Raw genomic sequence first — 15,868 nt, forward strand, 5'->3', positions numbered from 1 at the left:
GAGCAGGCTCGCTCCCACAAGGCATCTTCGCGTTCACCCGCGTGCAACCCGTCAGGTCATGACGGCTTATCGCGCCTGTCACGACTTCCCGGACTACCTTTAATGCGTTCCCACTCACGCATTGCCAAAGGAGCCCAACCCATGGCCGCGAAGAAAATCCTGATGCTGGTCGGTGATTACGTCGAAGATTATGAAGTCATGGTGCCGTTCCAGGCCTTGCAGATGATCGGCCACGCCGTGCACGCCGTGTGCCCGGACAAACGCGCCGGGCAGACGGTGCGCACGGCGATCCACGATTTTGAAGGCGACCAGACCTACAGTGAAAAGCCCGGGCACCTGTTCGCGCTCAATCATGACTTCGCGAGTGTCGAGGCCGTGGACTATGACGCGCTGCTGATACCGGGCGGACGTGCACCGGAATACCTGCGGCTGAACGAAAAGGTCCTGCAACTGGTGCGCGATTTCGATCTGGCCGGTAAGCCGATTGCCTCGGTGTGCCACGGTGCCCAACTGCTGGCGGCGGCGGGAATCCTCGAAGGCCGAGAGTGCAGTGCCTATCCGGCGTGCGCCCCGGAAGTGCGATTGGCTGGGGGCACCTACATCGACATTCCCGTGACCGAAGGTCACATCCAGGGCAACCTGGCGACCGCGCCGGCCTGGCCGGCCCACCCGAACTGGCTGGCGGGGTTCCTGACCCTGCTGGGCACGGCCATCACTTTGTAGCCAGGCGGCGAACGGGACTGGCAGGGCTGGCGCCGCCGGTCTTTACTGTCCGGGCATGCCTTGATCGTCAGGAGGGAAATCATGTCTGGGTGGTATGAGATCAGCAAAAGCAGCACCGGTCAGTTCCGGTTTGTGCTCAAGGCCGCCAACGCCGAAACCATCTTGACCAGCGAGCTGTACACCACCCACAGCGGTGTGGAGGGCGGCATTGCCGCTGTGCAGAAGAACAGCCAACTGGCCGAATGTTACGAACTCAAGGCCACGCGGGACGGCCATCCGTACTTCAATCTCAAGGCCGCCCACCACGAATTGATCGGCAGCAGCGAAACCTACCCATCCGAGGCGGCCCGGGAAAAGGGCATCGCCAGCGTCAAGGCCAATGGGGCTACGACGATCATCAAGGACAAGACCTTGGTTGCGCTTTGAGCCGCCAGGTCCAGGCATGTCGCTTTTGTGGCGAGGGAGCTTGCTCCCGCCGGACCGCGAAGCGGTCCCCTTCGATTTCATACCCGACGACGAGTTTGCGAAATCGCGACTGCTTCGCAGCCGAGCGGGAGCAAGCTCCCTCGCCACATAGGACGGTGTCGGCTTGAAGGCTGATCCTCTCTGCAGGAGCCATGTTGGCTTGAAGGGTGAGGAGGTCGTGTCGGCCTGAAAACCGCAGTTAAACCTCCACCGGCACTGACAGCTTCATATCACCCAGCGGATGGCTCTTGGCATCGAAGAACCGCAGTTCCACCGCAAGCCCTTGGAACACCTTGGCGTAATGCCGCTTCTGATGCTGGATGAACGCCGCGCTGCGAGGATAGATGGAGATCGCCACGGTCTTGGGGGCTGCCTGGCGCAGGGCATGGACGATGTGCCGGTCCTGCTCGCCGAGGGCGTGGCCGAACAGGCACAGGTTGTCGCCGTGGTGCAGCAACTGGTCGTAGCAGAACGACAGGTAATCGGAGCTGCGGATGGTCTTGAGCTTGTCCTCGCTGGGTCCCTCATTGACGAACAGCGGCACATCGTCGAGGGTCTTCAAGGTGTTGTTGATCGCGAAATTGCCCAGCAGCGTGCCTTCGGTAGACGTGAGCTTGCGCGCCGTGCCGTCCTGGTTGCGTACCAGGTGCAGGCCCCCGTGCAGGTACAGCAGGCGTGGTTTATCGGTCGCCGCCTGGCTCAGGTCGAAACTGTGGTCGTTGCCATGGAACAGGTCCGTGACCGTTCCGGGCGCGTGTTGGATCGCCCAGTAACTGAGCAGATCGTAATTGGTGGTGAACACCGTGCAATAGCGGCTCAATTCCTGATGGAGCGTCGCCAGGGTCTGCGGTTGAACCAGTCGCCATGGGATGTGCATCGCATGCACAGTGTTGATCAGCGCTTCCTTGATAGCGTAATAGCGATTGCGCGGTGCGGCGGAGCTGACGGCCAGGGCCTTGTTGACCCGGCTGGTGGTCTTCAGCGCACCGAGCACCTGTTCGAAGCTGCGGGTCTGCATCGCGTCGAACACGCTCAGTTCCGATGGGCCCAGGGGTTTTTCCTCGACGGTGCGGGCGTTCTCGAACAGCGAGTCATAGCCGAAATCGTCCCACACTGCGCGACTGGCACCGTTGCCTATCAGCAGGCCGCTGAAAGCAGTGCCGGCGCGCAGAGCTTGCCAGTCTTCGAGGTGGGCGTCGTATTCCTGGAAATCGGTCATGGCGAGGATCTTCTCAAAACGTGGCTTTTCAAACGTGGCAGAGGGGCAGGGCGCGACTTTATCACGACCCAGTCTTGAGCCAGATCAAGATACGTCGTGACTACTCGGTCAATCCTGTAGGCCCCCGCCGATCCGGCCTCTTCCAGGAGCGTGTGACCATGAGCAGCACTTTCTTCATCCCCGCCGTGAATATCATGGGTCTGGGTTGCCTCGACGAGGCCATGACCGCTATTCGCAACTACGGTTTTCGCAAGGCGTTGATCGTCACCGACGCGGGGCTGGCCAGGGCCGGTGTTGCCGGGCGGATTGCAGGGTTGCTGGCAGCGCAGGATGTCGACTCGGTGATTTTCGACGGTGCCAAGCCTAACCCGAGTATTGCCAATGTCGAGCTCGGGCTCGGGTTGCTCAAGGAGAGCCGGTGCGACTTCATCGTGTCGCTGGGCGGCGGTTCGCCCCACGATTGCGCCAAAGGCATCGCCCTGTGTGCCACCAACGGCGGGCAAATTCGGGACTACGAAGGCGTTGACCGCTCCAGCAAGCCGCAACTGCCGCTGATCGCCATCAACACCACGGCCGGCACCGCCAGCGAAATGACCCGTTTTTGCATCATCACCGACGAAGTCCGGCACGTGAAAATGGCGATCGTCGATCGCAACGTGACGCCGCTGATGTCGGTCAACGATCCGGCCCTGATGGCGGCGATGCCCAAGAGCCTGACAGCTGCGACCGGGATGGACGCGCTGACCCATGCAATCGAGGCCTACGTCTCCACTGCCGCCAACCCGATCACCGACGCTTGCGCCCTGAAAGCCATCACCCTGATCAGCAACAACCTGCGGCTGGCGGTGCGCGACGGCGGTGACCTGGCGGCGCGGGAAAACATGGCTTACGCACAGTTTCTTGCCGGGATGGCGTTCAACAATGCTTCGCTGGGTTTCGTGCATGCGATGGCCCATCAGTTGGGTGGTTTTTATGATCTGCCCCATGGCGTGTGCAACGCGGTGCTACTACCTCATGTGCAGAGTTTCAACGCTTCGGTGTGCGCGGCTCGATTGGCGGATGTGGGCCGGGCCATGGCAGTCGATACACTTGGTTCCAGCGCCGAGGAAGGCGCCCAGGCCGCCATCGCGGCGATTCGCAGCCTGGCTCAGGATGTGGACATCCCGCCCGGTCTGCGGGCATTGGGCGTACGCCTCAACGACGTACCGGTACTGGCCGCCAACGCTCTGAAGGACGCCTGCGGCCTGACCAACCCAAGGGCAGCGGATCAGCGGCAGATCGAGGAAATCTTCCGCAACGCGTTCTAACTGATCCGCGCGGGCATGAGCCTGGCACACAGCGATGCTGCCATCGCCAGCAACGTGCACAACGCCGCCAGCGGCCAGGCCTGTTGGTTCAACAACAGGCTGGCCAGGGCGCCGACACCCGCTGCCATCAATTGATGCACGAACCCGCTCAACGCCATGGCATAGGCGCCCGCCACCGGTGAACCTTCGTTCGCCAGGGACAGGCTGATGGGGTAGTTCAACGACTGGCCGAAGACCGCAAAGCAATACGGCAGCCAGAAGAGCAGGGCGATGCTGCCCAAAGCGGCACTGCCCGCCAGCATGGTCGCGCTACCGCCCAGCACCAGCGCGGTACCCCAGGCCATCATCCGCCGCTGGCCGGTGCGCAGCACAAAGGCGTTCACCGCCAGGGCACCGAGTAGATATGCCGCACTGATCGGCCAGCCCAACAGACCGTACTCGATGGACGTCCAGTGAAAGCTTTCCTGCAGAATCAACGGCGCGGCGGTATTGAACGCGACGATTACCCCGTAGCCGAGCCCACCGGCCAAGGCTGGCAGCAAAAAGCTCCGAGCCCTGAGCAGTTGTCCGTAGATATGCCAGGCCGATTGCTCGTCACCGGTGTTCATCAATCGTGCGAAAGCGGCCCGGGACACGACTGCTGCCATGACTAGGCTCACTGCGCCCAACCCATGAAAAATGGCCTTCCAACCGAATGCTGACTGGATCAACGCCCCCAGGTATTGACCGATGCCCAGGGCGATGACGAAGGCAATCGATATCCAGGACAGCGCCTTGGCCAGCAGGTCGCCGCTGAAACTGTCACGGATCAACACCCGCGCCATCACTGAAATACCGCTCGCACCGATGCCCTGGATCAACCTGAACGCCAGAAACGCCTCCACCGTCGTGCCCAGCGGCAAGGCCAGGTTGCCCAGGCCGTACAGCCCCAGCGCCGCCAGCAGCACCGGCTTGCGTCCCAGGCGCTGGCTCAGCGTGCCCCACAGCAACATGGGCAGCGCCATGCCGATCAGGTACACGGACAAGCCCCATGACATCCGCGATGCATCGGCGCCAAGGTCCCGGGCGATATCCGGCAGGGCTGGCAGATAAATGCTCATGCCCAACTGGGCCAGGAAAACCGTGGAACAGGTGACGATCAGGGTGGTACGGTTTTTCATCAAGTGGCTCGTATCAGGGGCGTATGTCCCGCCCGTGGCGCAGCAGCAGGTCGGTGACTTTCCGGCAGAAATCGCGAATCACCTGCGGCTCCATGTCGGCGCGCAAGGTGACGCGGATCGCTGCCTCGCCTTGCGGCACTACGGGGAAGAACACCGCGGAGGTAAAGTACCCCAGCTCGGCCAGTTCGACGGCCACGCTGTTTGCCAGGGCTGCTTCACCGCAGGGCACCAGACGGATCGCCATGGCACTGCCCCGCTGGCCGGTTCGTATGAGGCTGTCCAAGAGGCGGATATTAGCCTGCAAACGCTCCTGCAGGGCGCTTAATTCTCGACCTTTGTGCAAGCGGATCGAGGCCATTCCGGCGCCTATGGCCGCGGCGTTCAGGCTCTGGGACCAGTTGCTCGGTCCGCCGTAGCGTTGCACCAGGGCTTTGTGCCTTTCGCAGCCGAACATGATCAGCCCGCCACTGGCGCCAAAAGACTTGGCCAGGGACGCCACGATCAGAGTGCGTTCGTCCATGGCGTGCAAGCGTGGGCGAACCAGACCGGCGCCGCGCTCGCCGACCGCGGACAGCGCGTGGGAGTCATCCAGATAAAGGAACAGGCCGTAACGCTGCTTGAGATACAGCAGGCTATCCAGATCCGCCACGCCGCCCATGCTGTAGGCGCCGTCGGCCACGTAGGCCACGTCGCGCTGCTGTTTGCACAGGTCTTCGATGAAGTCCATGTCGTTGTGAGGGCAAGTGATGACCCGGGTTTCGTCGGCGCAGCTGGCCTTGATGTGGTTCATCGAGTAATGGGCATGTTTGTCGAACACCATTACGGGCGCTCGATTGTCGGTGAAGGCGCCACTGGCCAGCAGCGGCAGCACTCCGGCGCTCGCAGCGCTGCAGGACAGGGCGCTGAGGCAACTGGCGCCAAACAGCTCCGACAGTTGGGTCTCATACTGATCCAGGATCGCCAGCTTGCAGCGGTTCTTCGAATTGGCGACACGCAGAGTCCCGGTGTCCCACACGGCGGTCATGGCGCCGTCCAGCAACGCTGGATGGTAATCCAGGCCCAGGTAGGACGTGGTGCAGAAGTGGTGGAAGGTCCGGCCATATTGGTCGAGCAGGACATTGGCGGCCTTGACCTCGACATTGAGGCCAGAGATTTTCCCGGCTTCTGCGCTCTGCCAGTCCTGGTCGGCGAGGGAAATGACTTTGCGATAGTTGGTGAAGTGATGGGCCGGCTGTGCAGTCTGGTTCATGGCGCGATTACATTCCTTGGTGGGGGGGGCTGTCCGTGGGTGAAGCGATAAGTGCGTGTCCAGACTTTACAGATCCTCGTGCAGGACTTTGAATCGTCCGTTTCCGGCATGTTTGAGTGTTACTGGAGAATTCTGCGTAGGACTTTGCCTAAAGGGCTGGGCGGCGAATCCCTGTAGGGTGCCGGAGCCCTGAACACCAGGCAGCGCGCCCAAGCTAAAAGGGCGCTTCTTCGTCATTTTCGGAGGTTGTTCCAATGCTCTCAGGCCTCAACCACCTGACCCTTGCCGTCACTGACCTGGACCGAAGCCTGGTCTTCTATCACGAGCTGTTGCAGCTTCGCCTTGAGGCCAGGTGGGACGATGGGGCTTATCTGTCGCTGCCTGGGCTGTGGTTGTGCCTGTCGCTCGACCCGTCGCGCAAGACCGAGCCGATGGCGGATTACACCCATTACGCGTTCAGCATCAGCGCTGGACACTTCCCAATGCTGGTAGAGCAGTTGGGCACGGCGCAGGTGCGGTCATGGCGAGACAACCGCAGCGAAGGGGACTCGTTCTATTTTCTCGACCCGGACGGGCACAAGCTTGAGGTGCACGTCGGCGACCTGGCGTCACGGCTCAAGGCCTGCCGGCAGGCGCCTTATGCTGGAATGGAGTTTTTTACAGAATCGTAAAAGGGGTTCATCAGGCAGGCGCAGCATGTCGGCATCTGATAGCGCGCCACCGTTCGTCGTGGCGTCGGTCATTTTTTCAAACCTTTGATGCCCAGGCTCTTTCGAACATCAGGCGGGTCCCACTCGCCGCGAACATGGCCCGTGATCGAACCAAGGTATCTGGAGCGGGTCGCACATTGTGGGAGAACCACCCTCACGACCCGTCGCTGGACACTCAGGTGGTTCAGATTCAACGGTGGGAAACCACCACCATTTATCAGAGGAGGGCGCGACCATGAGCCGGATAGCCACCTTTTTCCACACCACCAGTCTTGTCGTATTGATGGGGCTGGGCGCCAGTAGTGCCTGGGCCCAATCACCTGCCGAATTCATCGACGATGCGTCGGCCAAGGGCATGGCCGACATCGAAGCCAGTCGCATGGCGCACGGCAAAGCCGAATCCAGGGAGGTCAAGGATTACACCATTATGGTGATCAACGACCGCACCACCGCCAATCAACATCTGGCGAAGATCGCCAAGAAGCTCGACTTGCCGGTCGCGCCCCGAGAGGAAGTGGCGGACAAGGCCAAGAGCCTGATCCCGCAGGTGCAGGAAGGCGAGTCGTTCGAGGCCGCTTATGCCGCCAGCCAGGTCAAGGCCACTGAGGAAGCGATCGCGCAGATCCAGCAGGAGGCACAGACCACCGAAGTGCCGGAAATCAAGGCTTTCGCCGACGAAACCTTGCCTAAGTTGCAAACCCATCTCGAGATGGCCAGAGCGCTCCAGGCCAGTCGCTGATTTGCGGCACCGCGTACATTCAGGCCGGGGTGTTCATCCCCCGGCTCATCTTGCCCGCCGAGAAGGAGAACCTCGATGTCTACACGCCGAGAACCCAACCAATACGCGATGCAGAACCCGTTGACTCAATATCCTCGCCCACCGTTTCCCGACCAACCGCAGTCGCCACCCGGCATTGACCAGGACATGGTGCCCAAGCCGGATCACGGCGAAAAAACCTATCAGGGCTTCGGTCGTCTGCAAGGGCGCAAGGCGCTGATTACCGGCGGGGACTCGGGCATCGGTCGCGCCGCCGCCATCGCCTATGCCCGGGAAGGGGCTGATGTGGCGATCAATTACTTGCCCAGTGAAGAGCGTGATGCGCGCCAAGTGATCGAGCTGATCGAAGCCGAGGGCCGCAAGGCCATCGCTATCCCGGGCGATCTCAAGGACGAAGCCTTCTGCGTCCGGCTGGTGAAAAGTGCCCATGAGCAACTCGGCGGCCTGGATATCCTGGTGAACGTGGCCGGCAAGCAAGAGGCACAGAAAGACATTGCCGACATCACCACCGCCCAGTTCGACGACACCATGAAAACCAACATTTACGCGATGTTCTGGCTTTGCAAGACAGCGGTGCCGCTCATGCCGGCGGGGGCGACGATCATCAACACGGCGTCGATCCAATCCTACGATCCGTCCGCGACGCTGCTCGATTACGCCACCACCAAGGCTGCCATCGTCGCATTCACCAAAGCACTGGCCGGGCAGGTCATCGGCAAGGGCATCCGGGTCAATGCGGTGGCGCCGGGACCGATCTGGACCGTGCTGCAACCCAGTGGCGGTCAACCGCAGGAGAAAATTCCGACCTTTGGCTCCCAGGTGCCGATGAAGCGCCCCGGCCAACCGGCCGAATGCGCACCGCTCTATGTGCTGCTGGCGTCGCAGGAATCGAGCTATATCACCGGTGAGGTGTTCGGCGTGACGGGAGGGAATCCGTTGCCCTGATGACCGGCAGCAGTCGGCGCGGAGGGTGCGCAAACAACCTCCGCGTCAGGCTCAACACTGGTTCAGGTCAATCTTGCTTTTCTTCTCAAGGCCTTCAAGTGTCTGGGCTTCGTCTTGTCCCATGGCCTGGTAATGCTTGCGCAGGGCTTCGAGCTGCTTGAGGTCCAGCGACTCGAGCCCGAGCATCGCGTTCTGCGCTTCCTTGGTGGCGCGCAATAATTCATCGATCTTCAGATGCAGGATATCGGTGTCGCGGTTTTGCGTATTCTGGATCAGGAATACCATCAGGAAGGTAATGATCGTCGTCGAGGTATTAATGATCAGTTGCCAGGTGTCGTTGAACTGGAAGTAGGGACCACTAATAGCCCAAAGCACCAGTAACACCAGGGCCCCCAAAAACGTCCGGGGGCTGCCCGCCCAAAGAGCCAATTTCTGAGCGACTTTTGCGAAGGTCATTGCTGTGTTTCCTTATGGGATGCACCTGTCTGGTGTGACAGCAACGAAGCGGTGAAAATTCTGCTTACATTTCTACTTCGCCATCGATCGCACGTTTCATCGTCCGACCCGAACTCCGTCGCAACCATTTGCCGCACCCGCAGGTCACTCCTTAAAGACCTCAGTTGGAGTACACCATGAACCTCACACGCACTTTCTGCCTCGCTTGTTGCCTGTTCGCCCTGCAAGGCTGCTTCGACAACTCGGGTAACGAGACCAAGGACAATACCGACGGCGCCAAGTCTTCGGTGCAGATGAAAGAGTCCGGGGCGGAGAAAAAATAGATCGCCATTTTATGACTGTCGCAGGACCTGTGGGAGCGAGCCTGCTCGCGATAGCGGTATTTCAGTCAATCCAATGCTGCTTATCCAACACCATCGCGAGCACGCGCTTTTCTCTCAGCGCCCTTGCTGCAGCACTTTCAATGCCGCCGAAGCCAGGAAACCCGACCGGCTTTTTTCCTCAGGATGGTGCAGCACATACTCATCAATGCGGTTCAGCAAATAGCCTGGCAACGTGATATTGAGCTTCTGCGCCTTACCCAGGTACTTGGTCACATCAATGTCCACCAGCGCCCAGGCGCAACCGGCATATTGTGGATTGGCCGCATGCAAGGTGACGGTACTGGCTGACGGAATCGGCGAGCCATCCTCAGCCAAAATCTCAAAGTGCCCCTCAATGGCTTCACGCGCCATTGCCATGGCGTCGTCCAGGTCGTCGCCAGCGGAAAAACAACCGGGAATGTCAGGTACTTCAACACCCCATGCGTGGTTTTCATCACCCATGGAGATTGCAATCGGGTACAGCATGTTCATCGTCCTCCGGGGGAGCAGGGCAACGGGCGGGTAGGAGTAGAGCCTGTTGCAAAATACTGATGGCGGTTTTCTTGAGCAGGTCCTTCTTTGGGTGGGGGACGGTCACCAGTCCCGGTTTGGTGGGGTGTTTGAAGTGATGATGGCTGCCTCGAACCCGCACCAGGTACCAACCGTCCGCAATAATCTGGCTTATCAAAAACGACTATTCACTACACCTCCGTGTGGTGTGCTTGTGGTTACTATACCTACTGAAAATGAATGATCAACACTATAACCACCAGGGCGACGCTGGCGGGTGGGTGAGTTGTTTGTAGAGATGAGGCGCCCGACTCCAACCACATTCCGCGTTACGTGGTTGCCGTTCAGCATCGATGCAGCGTTCGCTCTGACCGTATTTGTCGTCGTCGCTTTTGTCGCTAAGCATGTTTGATGCTCTGTCGCTGAGATACCTTTTTCCGGCGATGCCGTGGCGGTAGCCGGTTCAAGGCGTCTTCGGCTTGCAAAGGGTGCTTACTCGATGACGTCGAGGGTGTGGAGCAGGGGACGTATTTATTTTGGACGGAAATGGGGGAGCTACCTATCTACGCTCGGAGATCACCTCACACTTCCCCAAATATCAGCCATAAAAAAACCGGCCACCATGGGCCGGTTTTTTACATCCCTCGTCAAAACCACCCGACGCGGGAACAGAATTCAATTGGAGCGGGTGAAGGGAATCGAACCCTCGTTATCAGCTTGGGAAGCTGGAGTAATGCCATTATACGACACCCGCTCAGAGCGGCTGACTTTGTACCAGATGTGGGCGAGGATTTGAAGTTTTTCTTTGCTTGCGATGCGGCCATCCGTCTACGCAAGCCCTGAATCAGAGCGGTCGTTCGCGAGCAAGCCCTCGTTGCTAAAGCGGGGCTTGCTCGCGAGGACTCGGGTTTAGATTGCCAGTGCATGGTAGCCCTGCACGTAGTTGTAGCGCGGCTGGCTTTCGTAGTGGGCCGGGAGGAGGAAGCCCATCAGGGCTTTGCGGCTGTCGCGGCAGGCGGCTTTGTGTTCCATGTCCAGGAAGTGCCCGGTGGCTTGCACGGTGGTGAAACAGCAATGCTGGACGTGGTTGGCGAAGAGCCTGGCGTCGGCGGCTGAGGTGTATTCGTCCCATTCGCCGTTGATGAACAGCACCGGCACGTTTATTTTTTTCGCCACCTTGATGTAGCACTGCTGATCGCTGCGCAGTACGTCGCTGATGTGAAAGTGCATCTGTCCGTATTCATGCTCGGCCAGGCTGCTGACGTGGCGATAGTTGAAACGCTTGAACAATGGCGGTAGGTGTTTGCCGATGGTGCTGTTGACCAGGTGTCCGACGCGGTCGCGGTCCAGGTTGCTCAGGTAGTCGACCCCGCGTTCGAGATAGTCGAGCATCGGTGCGTTCAGCACGGGCGAAAACGAGCTGATCACCGCTTTCTCGATGCGCCGGGGGCGCTGGGCCAGGGCGCTCAATGTAGCGGCGCCGCCCCAGGAGAACGACAGTACGTGCTCGGCGGCGAAATGGTCGATCAGTTCCAGCAGAATCTGGCCTTCGACGTCCTTGGTCAGCATTTTCTCGTGGCGGTTGTGTGGCTTGGATTTGCCCGCGTAGGGCTGGTCGTACAACACGACGTTGAATTGCGGGTGGAGGTTTTTGACGGTCTGTGCAAACGACGCAGTGGTGGCCATCGAGCCGTTGACCAGGATGATGGTCTTTTGTGCGGCGTCTGCGCGATAGAACTCCGTGTAAACCCGATACTGACCCTGTATATCCAGCACAGCGATTTCTGGCCTCATGTCATAAGACTCCTGGCAAGCGGGTATGCGCGCAATGAGATTGCACGGGCAATGTGACAGGTAGGCATACGCCTGGAAGATAAGGCCCATGTCGATCCGTGAAGTGGCCGACGGGTGTTGTTATAGGCGGGCAGTTTGCCGGACGGGTACGGCGGAACCTGAAGGTCCTGGCCGGCAAAAAGTTTCTTGGAAGTATGTGGTGACTCGTCGGTCACATTTTGGCCGACGATCTGATTCAAGCAGCGGGTCGGCCGTTGCGCAAGTGCCGTTTGGAAAATTGTTCGGCAGTTCTGCCCAGCGGTAACCGGATCAGATCAAGTGAATCTCATCGGCGCTCAAGGCGCGGTATTGGCCCGGCGCAAGATCCGCGTCCAGCGTCAATGGGCCCATGCGCTCGCGATGCAAGCGCAGGACCTTGTTATCGAAGTGGCCGAACATGCGCTTGATCTGGTGGTAACGCCCTTCAATGATGCTCAGGCGTGCGGACTTCGGCCCCAGCAGCGTCAGCTCCGCCGGTTGCGTGGTGAGGTCCTCGAAGGCGAAGTACAGGCCTCGGGCGAACGTCTCGGCGTACTCGGCGGTGATGATCCGCTCGGTTTCGACGTAGTAGACCTTGGGCAGCTTGGTCTGCGGTTGGGTCAGGCGTCGCGACCAACTGCCGTCGTTGGTGATCAGCATCAGGCCGGTGGTATTGAAGTCCAGGCGCCCGGCGATGTGCAGGTCGTCCTTGTCCGGCTCATCCAGCAGGTCGAGCACGGTCGGGTGTTGTGGATCGCGGGTGGCGCTGACGCAACCGGGCGGCTTGTGCAGCATGAAGTAGCGCGCCGCTCGACCGGCCTGCAGCACCTCGTTGTCGACTTCAACCTGGCTGAACTCGCGCACTTGTGCGTGCGGATCGCTGACGGTCTGGCCGTCGATTCGCACCCGGCGTTCAACCAGTAGCAGACGCACCTGTTGGCGATTGAAGCGTGGCAGATTACTGAGGAAGCGGTCGACGCGCATGGGCTGTGCAGGCAAGGGAGCAGTGGGCGGGCATCTTACGCGTTCGGCTGAGGTTTGGCGCGCAACTGGGCTTCGACTTGCGCGCAACGCGCACACAGGCAGGCGCTGTCGCGTAATTCGACCGGCAACGCTTGGAGCACGACCGGATCGATGCTCACGCCATAGCACCAGCAGGCTCGGTCGACGGTTTTCGGATCGGCCAGCGTGCAATCGTTGGCATTGCCGCACGCCGGGCAGAGGTCGGGTTTATTCATAACTGAAGTGAGGCATTTCCACGCAGGTTCGTTGTCCCCGGTTTGCCGGGCGCGTTGCAGTGCATGATCGGTCCGCGACAGCAGGCTGTGCAAGGTGTCTTTGTCCTGCAAGGTGGTGACGCCTGTCTGATAGCGCGGTAACAAGTGTGGGGCCGCTATGCAGCCCAGCGGGGATAAGTCCCTTCGCCACCGGGACCCCAAATGACCGTGCGCGGCCTGAGGATGGATGACCGAGGGCGCATCCGCGCCTGTTTGTGGTGCCATCGCGCACCGGAACAGGGCGACGAACTACATGTTTCGAGTTGTTGCCAAACCGCACCAGATTCCGATTTTGCTGTCTGAATATTCGTCAGTCACCCAACGTTGACTGCCGCCCATCAGCGTCGCTGATGTGGCCCATCCGCGGTCCAGGAGGCCGCCATGTATCGACGACTGCTGCTCCTTGCGTTTATCGGTTTGACTCTTACGGCTTGCGAGCCTTACTACGACGGAGACTCTTACTACCGCTCCGAGGTCTACACCTCTCCAGCGCCCGTTTATTACGGCGGCGGGAGTTATTATTCGGCTCCGCGTGGCTACTACGCCCCGCGGTACTACCAACCAGCGCCGCGTTATTACTCGGCGCCGCGCTACTACCAGCCAGCCCCGCGCTATTATTCGCCGCCGCGGGCGGCGTACCGGTACTATCCGAATCGCGGCGGTTGGGGAGGCCGAGACCGGGGTGGATGGCATGACGACCGGGGCGGGCATGATCATCGGGGGCGAGGCGATCATGACGGAAGGGGACGAGGCGGCCACCGTTGATCGGCGGATAAAAATAAGCGGCGCATTGAGCGCCGCTTTTTTATGCCTGGAATAAAACAAATGTGGGAGCGAGCCTTGCTCCCACAGGGGCAGGGGTCGACTCTGATTTCAGCTCCATACCAACCCAATGTGGCGAGGGTGACTGGACTGACGCCTTTGCGAGCAGGTTTGAATATCAGGATGATTCATTCGCCAGATCCGCCAACGGATGCCGCCCCTCCCACGCCTTGTGGAAATGCGCCTCGACCACCGCTTCGGGCACATGATTGATGTCCGGCCAATGCCAATGGGGCTTATGGTCCTTGTCGATCAGTCGCGCACGCACGCCCTCGCTGAATTCGGGGTGGCGGCAGCAGTTGAGGCTCAGGGTGTATTCCATGCGCAGCACACCGGCCAATGACAGATGTCGGGCGCGGGCGATCTGTTCCCAGACCAGGTGAGCGGTCAGCGGCGAGCCTTCGCTCATGGTTTTGGCTGCCCGGGCGATCAGCGGGTCCGCATGATTGGCCTGTAGGCTGAGGGCCTTCCAGGCGCAGCGCACATCGCTGACATCCAGCCACTCGTCGATCATTTGCCGCCGTGGCAGCCACTGGGCTTCCGGCAGCCGGGCGATGGCCTCCTGTTGCAAGGCCTTGAGCAGGCTGTTGAGCTGCATCGCTGTCTGTTCCTGCCAGTTGAGTTGCAGCAGGCCTGCGATCAGGTCGTCCTGTTGTTCGTCCAAGAGGAAGCGGTCGGCCAGGCCCAGGTCGATGGCGTCCCGGGCGTTCATGTGAGCGCCGCTCAGGCCGAGGAACAGGCCGAGCTTGCCGGGCAGGCGTGACAGGAACCAACTGGCGCCGACGTCCGGGTACAGGCCGATACTGATTTCCGGCATCGCCAGGCGACTGCTCGGCGTGACGATGCGCGTGCTTGCGCCTTGCAGCAGGCCCATACCACCGCCCAACACATAGCCATGACCCCAGCACAACAAGGGTTTGGGGTAGGTGTGCAGGTTGAAGTCCAGGCGGTATTCCGCGGCGAAAAATTGCGCAGCCAACGGCGGGACTTCTCCGGGATTGGCCCGGCAGGCCTCTACCAGGCTGCGCACTTCGCCGCCGGCGCAGAAGGCCTTGGCGCCATTGCCGCGCAGTAACACACAAACGATTTGCGGATCCCTGGCCCAGGCATCGAGGCGATCACGCAGGGCGTTGATCATTGGTAGGGACAGTGCGTTCAAGGATTTTTCAGCATCCAGGGTCGCGACGCCGATGCGTGCTCCCAGGCTGCCAGTGAGTTCTTCGAAGTGCAGATTCATCGTGACCTCGATTAGGAATTTGAATGGTCAGTATGACCGCTGCGTAGGAAAGTGCCGGTTCTGCGTCAGATCAATTGACAAGCCATGTAGGCTTTCCTAGGGTGCGCCCATTGTTTTTACCGGATGCAACCATGACCGCTGACGACCGTATCAAACTCGAACCGAGCTGGAAGCAGGCACTGCGTGCCGAGTTCGACCAGCCCTACATGGCAGAGTTGCGCGAATTCCTGCGCAGTGAATACGCCGCCGGCAAGGAGATTTATCCACCGGCGTCGTTGATTTTCAACGCACTCAATTCCACGCCGCTGGACAAGGTTAAGGTGGTCATCCTGGGCCAGGACCCCTATCACGGCCCGGGGCAGGCCCATGGCCTGTGCTTCTCGGTGCAACCGGGCGTGCCGACGCCGCCGTCGCTGGTCAATATCTATAAGGAATTGAAGCGCGACCTGAACATCGACATTCCCAACCACGGCTACCTGCAAAGCTGGGCCGACCAGGGCGTGTTGCTGCTCAACACTACCATGACCGTCGAGCGCGCCAACGCCAACTCCCACGCGGGCAAGGGCTGGCAACATTTTACCGACCGGGTGATCGAAGTGGTCAGCGCCCATCAGCCGCACCTGGTGTTCCTACTGTGGGGCGCCCATGCCCAGAGCAAGCAGAAACTGATCGATACTACCAAGCACCTGGTGCTGACGTCCGTGCACCCGTCGCCCTTGTCGGCTTATCGGGGGTTCCTGGGATGCGGGCATTTCAGCCGGGCCAACAAGTTTCTTGAACAGCAGGGCGAGGCGCCGATCAATTGGCGGGTGCCGCCGGTTTAAGTGTTGGGCTTG

General features: G+C 60.3%; 18 protein-coding genes, 1 tRNA gene and 1 pseudogene. 9 read left to right on the forward strand and 11 right to left on the reverse strand.

The features are described from left to right. Positions 1 to 141: 141 nt before the first annotated feature. Positions 142 to 723, forward strand: a complete 582-nt coding sequence (locus tag ACLEJQ_RS24575; RefSeq protein ID WP_440799319.1) for a DJ-1/PfpI family protein — start codon at positions 142 to 144, stop codon at positions 721 to 723. An 81-nt stretch (positions 724 to 804) separates the two neighbouring features. After that, complete coding sequence (locus tag ACLEJQ_RS24580) at positions 805 to 1,149, forward strand: YegP family protein (RefSeq protein ID WP_440799321.1); 345 nt, start codon at positions 805 to 807, stop codon at positions 1,147 to 1,149. Positions 1,150 to 1,387: 238 nt separating this feature from the next. Here the strand turns inward: ACLEJQ_RS24580 and ACLEJQ_RS24585 are convergent, their stop codons facing one another. Then, a complete protein-coding gene (locus ACLEJQ_RS24585; protein WP_440799323.1) occupies positions 1,388 to 2,407 on the reverse strand; it encodes a DUF4917 family protein in 1,020 nt (339 codons plus the stop codon). Between the two features lie 158 nt (positions 2,408 to 2,565). Here ACLEJQ_RS24585 and yiaY point away from each other — a divergent pair, with 158 nt between their 5' ends. Then, positions 2,566 to 3,714 (forward strand): L-threonine dehydrogenase, encoded by a 1,149-nt coding sequence (gene yiaY / locus ACLEJQ_RS24590; RefSeq protein WP_440799324.1) that lies wholly within the window; start codon positions 2,566 to 2,568, stop codon positions 3,712 to 3,714. Here yiaY and ACLEJQ_RS24595 read toward each other — a convergent pair. After that, a complete protein-coding gene (locus tag ACLEJQ_RS24595) occupies positions 3,711 to 4,874 on the reverse strand; it encodes an MFS transporter (protein ID WP_440799326.1) in 1,164 nt (387 codons plus the stop codon). The two genes, yiaY and ACLEJQ_RS24595, sit on opposite strands and share 4 nt — an antisense overlap. A gap of 13 nt (positions 4,875 to 4,887) precedes the next feature. After that, positions 4,888 to 6,123, reverse strand: a complete 1,236-nt coding sequence (locus ACLEJQ_RS24600; protein ID WP_440799328.1) for an aminotransferase class I/II-fold pyridoxal phosphate-dependent enzyme — start codon at positions 6,121 to 6,123, stop codon at positions 4,888 to 4,890. Positions 6,124 to 6,377: 254 nt separating this feature from the next. Here ACLEJQ_RS24600 and fos point away from each other — a divergent pair, with 254 nt between their 5' ends. From fos to ACLEJQ_RS24615, 3 genes are all read left to right on the forward strand, one after another. Continuing rightward, positions 6,378 to 6,794, forward strand: coding sequence for a fosfomycin resistance glutathione transferase (gene fos / locus ACLEJQ_RS24605; protein ID WP_440799330.1), 417 nt, complete (start codon positions 6,378 to 6,380; stop codon positions 6,792 to 6,794). A gap of 274 nt (positions 6,795 to 7,068) precedes the next feature. Next, positions 7,069 to 7,572, forward strand: a complete 504-nt coding sequence (locus tag ACLEJQ_RS24610) for a DUF4142 domain-containing protein (RefSeq protein WP_440799333.1) — start codon at positions 7,069 to 7,071, stop codon at positions 7,570 to 7,572. Positions 7,573 to 7,647: 75 nt separating this feature from the next. Then, on the forward strand, positions 7,648 to 8,556 hold the full coding sequence (locus ACLEJQ_RS24615) for an SDR family oxidoreductase (RefSeq protein ID WP_440799336.1): 909 nt from the start codon (positions 7,648 to 7,650) through the stop codon (positions 8,554 to 8,556). Positions 8,557 to 8,607: 51 nt separating this feature from the next. On the opposite strand, the gene ACLEJQ_RS24620 is transcribed toward ACLEJQ_RS24615, so the two are convergent. Next, positions 8,608 to 9,012, reverse strand: a complete 405-nt coding sequence (locus ACLEJQ_RS24620) for a low affinity iron permease family protein (protein ID WP_440799339.1) — start codon at positions 9,010 to 9,012, stop codon at positions 8,608 to 8,610. A gap of 176 nt (positions 9,013 to 9,188) precedes the next feature. Here ACLEJQ_RS24620 and ACLEJQ_RS24625 point away from each other — a divergent pair, with 176 nt between their 5' ends. Then, positions 9,189 to 9,335, forward strand: coding sequence for a hypothetical protein (locus tag ACLEJQ_RS24625; RefSeq protein ID WP_440799342.1), 147 nt, complete (start codon positions 9,189 to 9,191; stop codon positions 9,333 to 9,335). A gap of 114 nt (positions 9,336 to 9,449) precedes the next feature. On the opposite strand, the gene ACLEJQ_RS24630 is transcribed toward ACLEJQ_RS24625, so the two are convergent. The 6 genes and pseudogenes from ACLEJQ_RS24630 to ACLEJQ_RS24655 form a co-directional block, all read right to left on the reverse strand. After that, positions 9,450 to 9,860 (reverse strand): type II toxin-antitoxin system HicB family antitoxin, encoded by a 411-nt coding sequence (locus ACLEJQ_RS24630; protein WP_440799360.1) that lies wholly within the window; start codon positions 9,858 to 9,860, stop codon positions 9,450 to 9,452. A 40-nt stretch (positions 9,861 to 9,900) separates the two neighbouring features. Then, positions 9,901 to 10,062, reverse strand: a pseudogene (locus ACLEJQ_RS24635) (type II toxin-antitoxin system HicA family toxin); the annotation flags it as partial. 502 nt (positions 10,063 to 10,564) lie between these two features. Then, a tRNA-Gly gene (locus tag ACLEJQ_RS24640) sits at positions 10,565 to 10,638 on the reverse strand. A 155-nt stretch (positions 10,639 to 10,793) separates the two neighbouring features. Beyond that, on the reverse strand, positions 10,794 to 11,678 hold the full coding sequence (locus ACLEJQ_RS24645; RefSeq protein ID WP_440799345.1) for an alpha/beta fold hydrolase: 885 nt from the start codon (positions 11,676 to 11,678) through the stop codon (positions 10,794 to 10,796). Between the two features lie 309 nt (positions 11,679 to 11,987). Beyond that, the gene (locus ACLEJQ_RS24650; RefSeq protein ID WP_440799348.1) at positions 11,988 to 12,680 is read right to left on the reverse strand and encodes a pseudouridine synthase; all 693 of its coding nucleotides are present in this window, start codon (positions 12,678 to 12,680) and stop codon (positions 11,988 to 11,990) included. Positions 12,681 to 12,715: 35 nt separating this feature from the next. After that, positions 12,716 to 12,934 carry a cysteine-rich CWC family protein gene (locus ACLEJQ_RS24655; RefSeq protein WP_440799363.1) on the reverse strand — a complete coding sequence of 73 codons (219 nt, stop codon included), beginning with the start codon at positions 12,932 to 12,934 and terminating at the stop codon, positions 12,716 to 12,718. A gap of 420 nt (positions 12,935 to 13,354) precedes the next feature. Between ACLEJQ_RS24655 and ACLEJQ_RS24660 the strand changes: the two genes are divergently transcribed. Beyond that, positions 13,355 to 13,738, forward strand: a complete 384-nt coding sequence (locus ACLEJQ_RS24660; protein ID WP_440799351.1) for a hypothetical protein — start codon at positions 13,355 to 13,357, stop codon at positions 13,736 to 13,738. A gap of 175 nt (positions 13,739 to 13,913) precedes the next feature. Here the strand turns inward: ACLEJQ_RS24660 and ACLEJQ_RS24665 are convergent, their stop codons facing one another. After that, positions 13,914 to 15,032, reverse strand: a complete 1,119-nt coding sequence (locus tag ACLEJQ_RS24665) for an enoyl-CoA hydratase/isomerase family protein (protein WP_440799354.1) — start codon at positions 15,030 to 15,032, stop codon at positions 13,914 to 13,916. A gap of 131 nt (positions 15,033 to 15,163) precedes the next feature. Here ACLEJQ_RS24665 and ung point away from each other — a divergent pair, with 131 nt between their 5' ends. Then, complete coding sequence (ung, locus tag ACLEJQ_RS24670; protein WP_440799357.1) at positions 15,164 to 15,856, forward strand: uracil-DNA glycosylase; 693 nt, start codon at positions 15,164 to 15,166, stop codon at positions 15,854 to 15,856. Positions 15,857 to 15,868: the final 12 nt, after the last annotated feature.

Source organism: Pseudomonas sp. SMV71 (assembly GCF_052042015.1).
Taxonomy (GTDB): domain Bacteria; phylum Pseudomonadota; class Gammaproteobacteria; order Pseudomonadales; family Pseudomonadaceae; genus Aquipseudomonas.

Coding starts and splice junctions, on each gene's coding strand:
- ACLEJQ_RS24610 (WP_440799333.1), top strand. CDS start 7,069: ATGAGCCGGATAGCCACCTTTTTCCACACCACCAGTCTTGTCGTATTG.
- ACLEJQ_RS24615 (WP_440799336.1), top strand. CDS start 7,648: ATGTCTACACGCCGAGAACCCAACCAATACGCGATGCAGAACCCGTTG.
- ACLEJQ_RS24655 (WP_440799363.1), bottom strand. CDS start 12,934: ATGAATAAACCCGACCTCTGCCCGGCGTGCGGCAATGCCAACGATTGC.
- ACLEJQ_RS24660 (WP_440799351.1), top strand. CDS start 13,355: ATGTATCGACGACTGCTGCTCCTTGCGTTTATCGGTTTGACTCTTACG.
- ACLEJQ_RS24665 (WP_440799354.1), bottom strand. CDS start 15,032: ATGAATCTGCACTTCGAAGAACTCACTGGCAGCCTGGGAGCACGCATC.
- ACLEJQ_RS24650 (WP_440799348.1), bottom strand. CDS start 12,680: ATGCGCGTCGACCGCTTCCTCAGTAATCTGCCACGCTTCAATCGCCAA.
- ACLEJQ_RS24645 (WP_440799345.1), bottom strand. CDS start 11,678: ATGAGGCCAGAAATCGCTGTGCTGGATATACAGGGTCAGTATCGGGTT.
- ACLEJQ_RS24600 (WP_440799328.1), bottom strand. CDS start 6,123: ATGAACCAGACTGCACAGCCGGCCCATCACTTCACCAACTATCGCAAA.
- ACLEJQ_RS24620 (WP_440799339.1), bottom strand. CDS start 9,012: ATGACCTTCGCAAAAGTCGCTCAGAAATTGGCTCTTTGGGCGGGCAGC.
- fos (WP_440799330.1), top strand. CDS start 6,378: ATGCTCTCAGGCCTCAACCACCTGACCCTTGCCGTCACTGACCTGGAC.
- ACLEJQ_RS24575 (WP_440799319.1), top strand. CDS start 142: ATGGCCGCGAAGAAAATCCTGATGCTGGTCGGTGATTACGTCGAAGAT.
- yiaY (WP_440799324.1), top strand. CDS start 2,566: ATGAGCAGCACTTTCTTCATCCCCGCCGTGAATATCATGGGTCTGGGT.
- ACLEJQ_RS24580 (WP_440799321.1), top strand. CDS start 805: ATGTCTGGGTGGTATGAGATCAGCAAAAGCAGCACCGGTCAGTTCCGG.
- ACLEJQ_RS24595 (WP_440799326.1), bottom strand. CDS start 4,874: ATGAAAAACCGTACCACCCTGATCGTCACCTGTTCCACGGTTTTCCTG.
- ACLEJQ_RS24625 (WP_440799342.1), top strand. CDS start 9,189: ATGAACCTCACACGCACTTTCTGCCTCGCTTGTTGCCTGTTCGCCCTG.
- ACLEJQ_RS24630 (WP_440799360.1), bottom strand. CDS start 9,860: ATGCTGTACCCGATTGCAATCTCCATGGGTGATGAAAACCACGCATGG.
- ACLEJQ_RS24585 (WP_440799323.1), bottom strand. CDS start 2,407: ATGACCGATTTCCAGGAATACGACGCCCACCTCGAAGACTGGCAAGCT.
- ung (WP_440799357.1), top strand. CDS start 15,164: ATGACCGCTGACGACCGTATCAAACTCGAACCGAGCTGGAAGCAGGCA.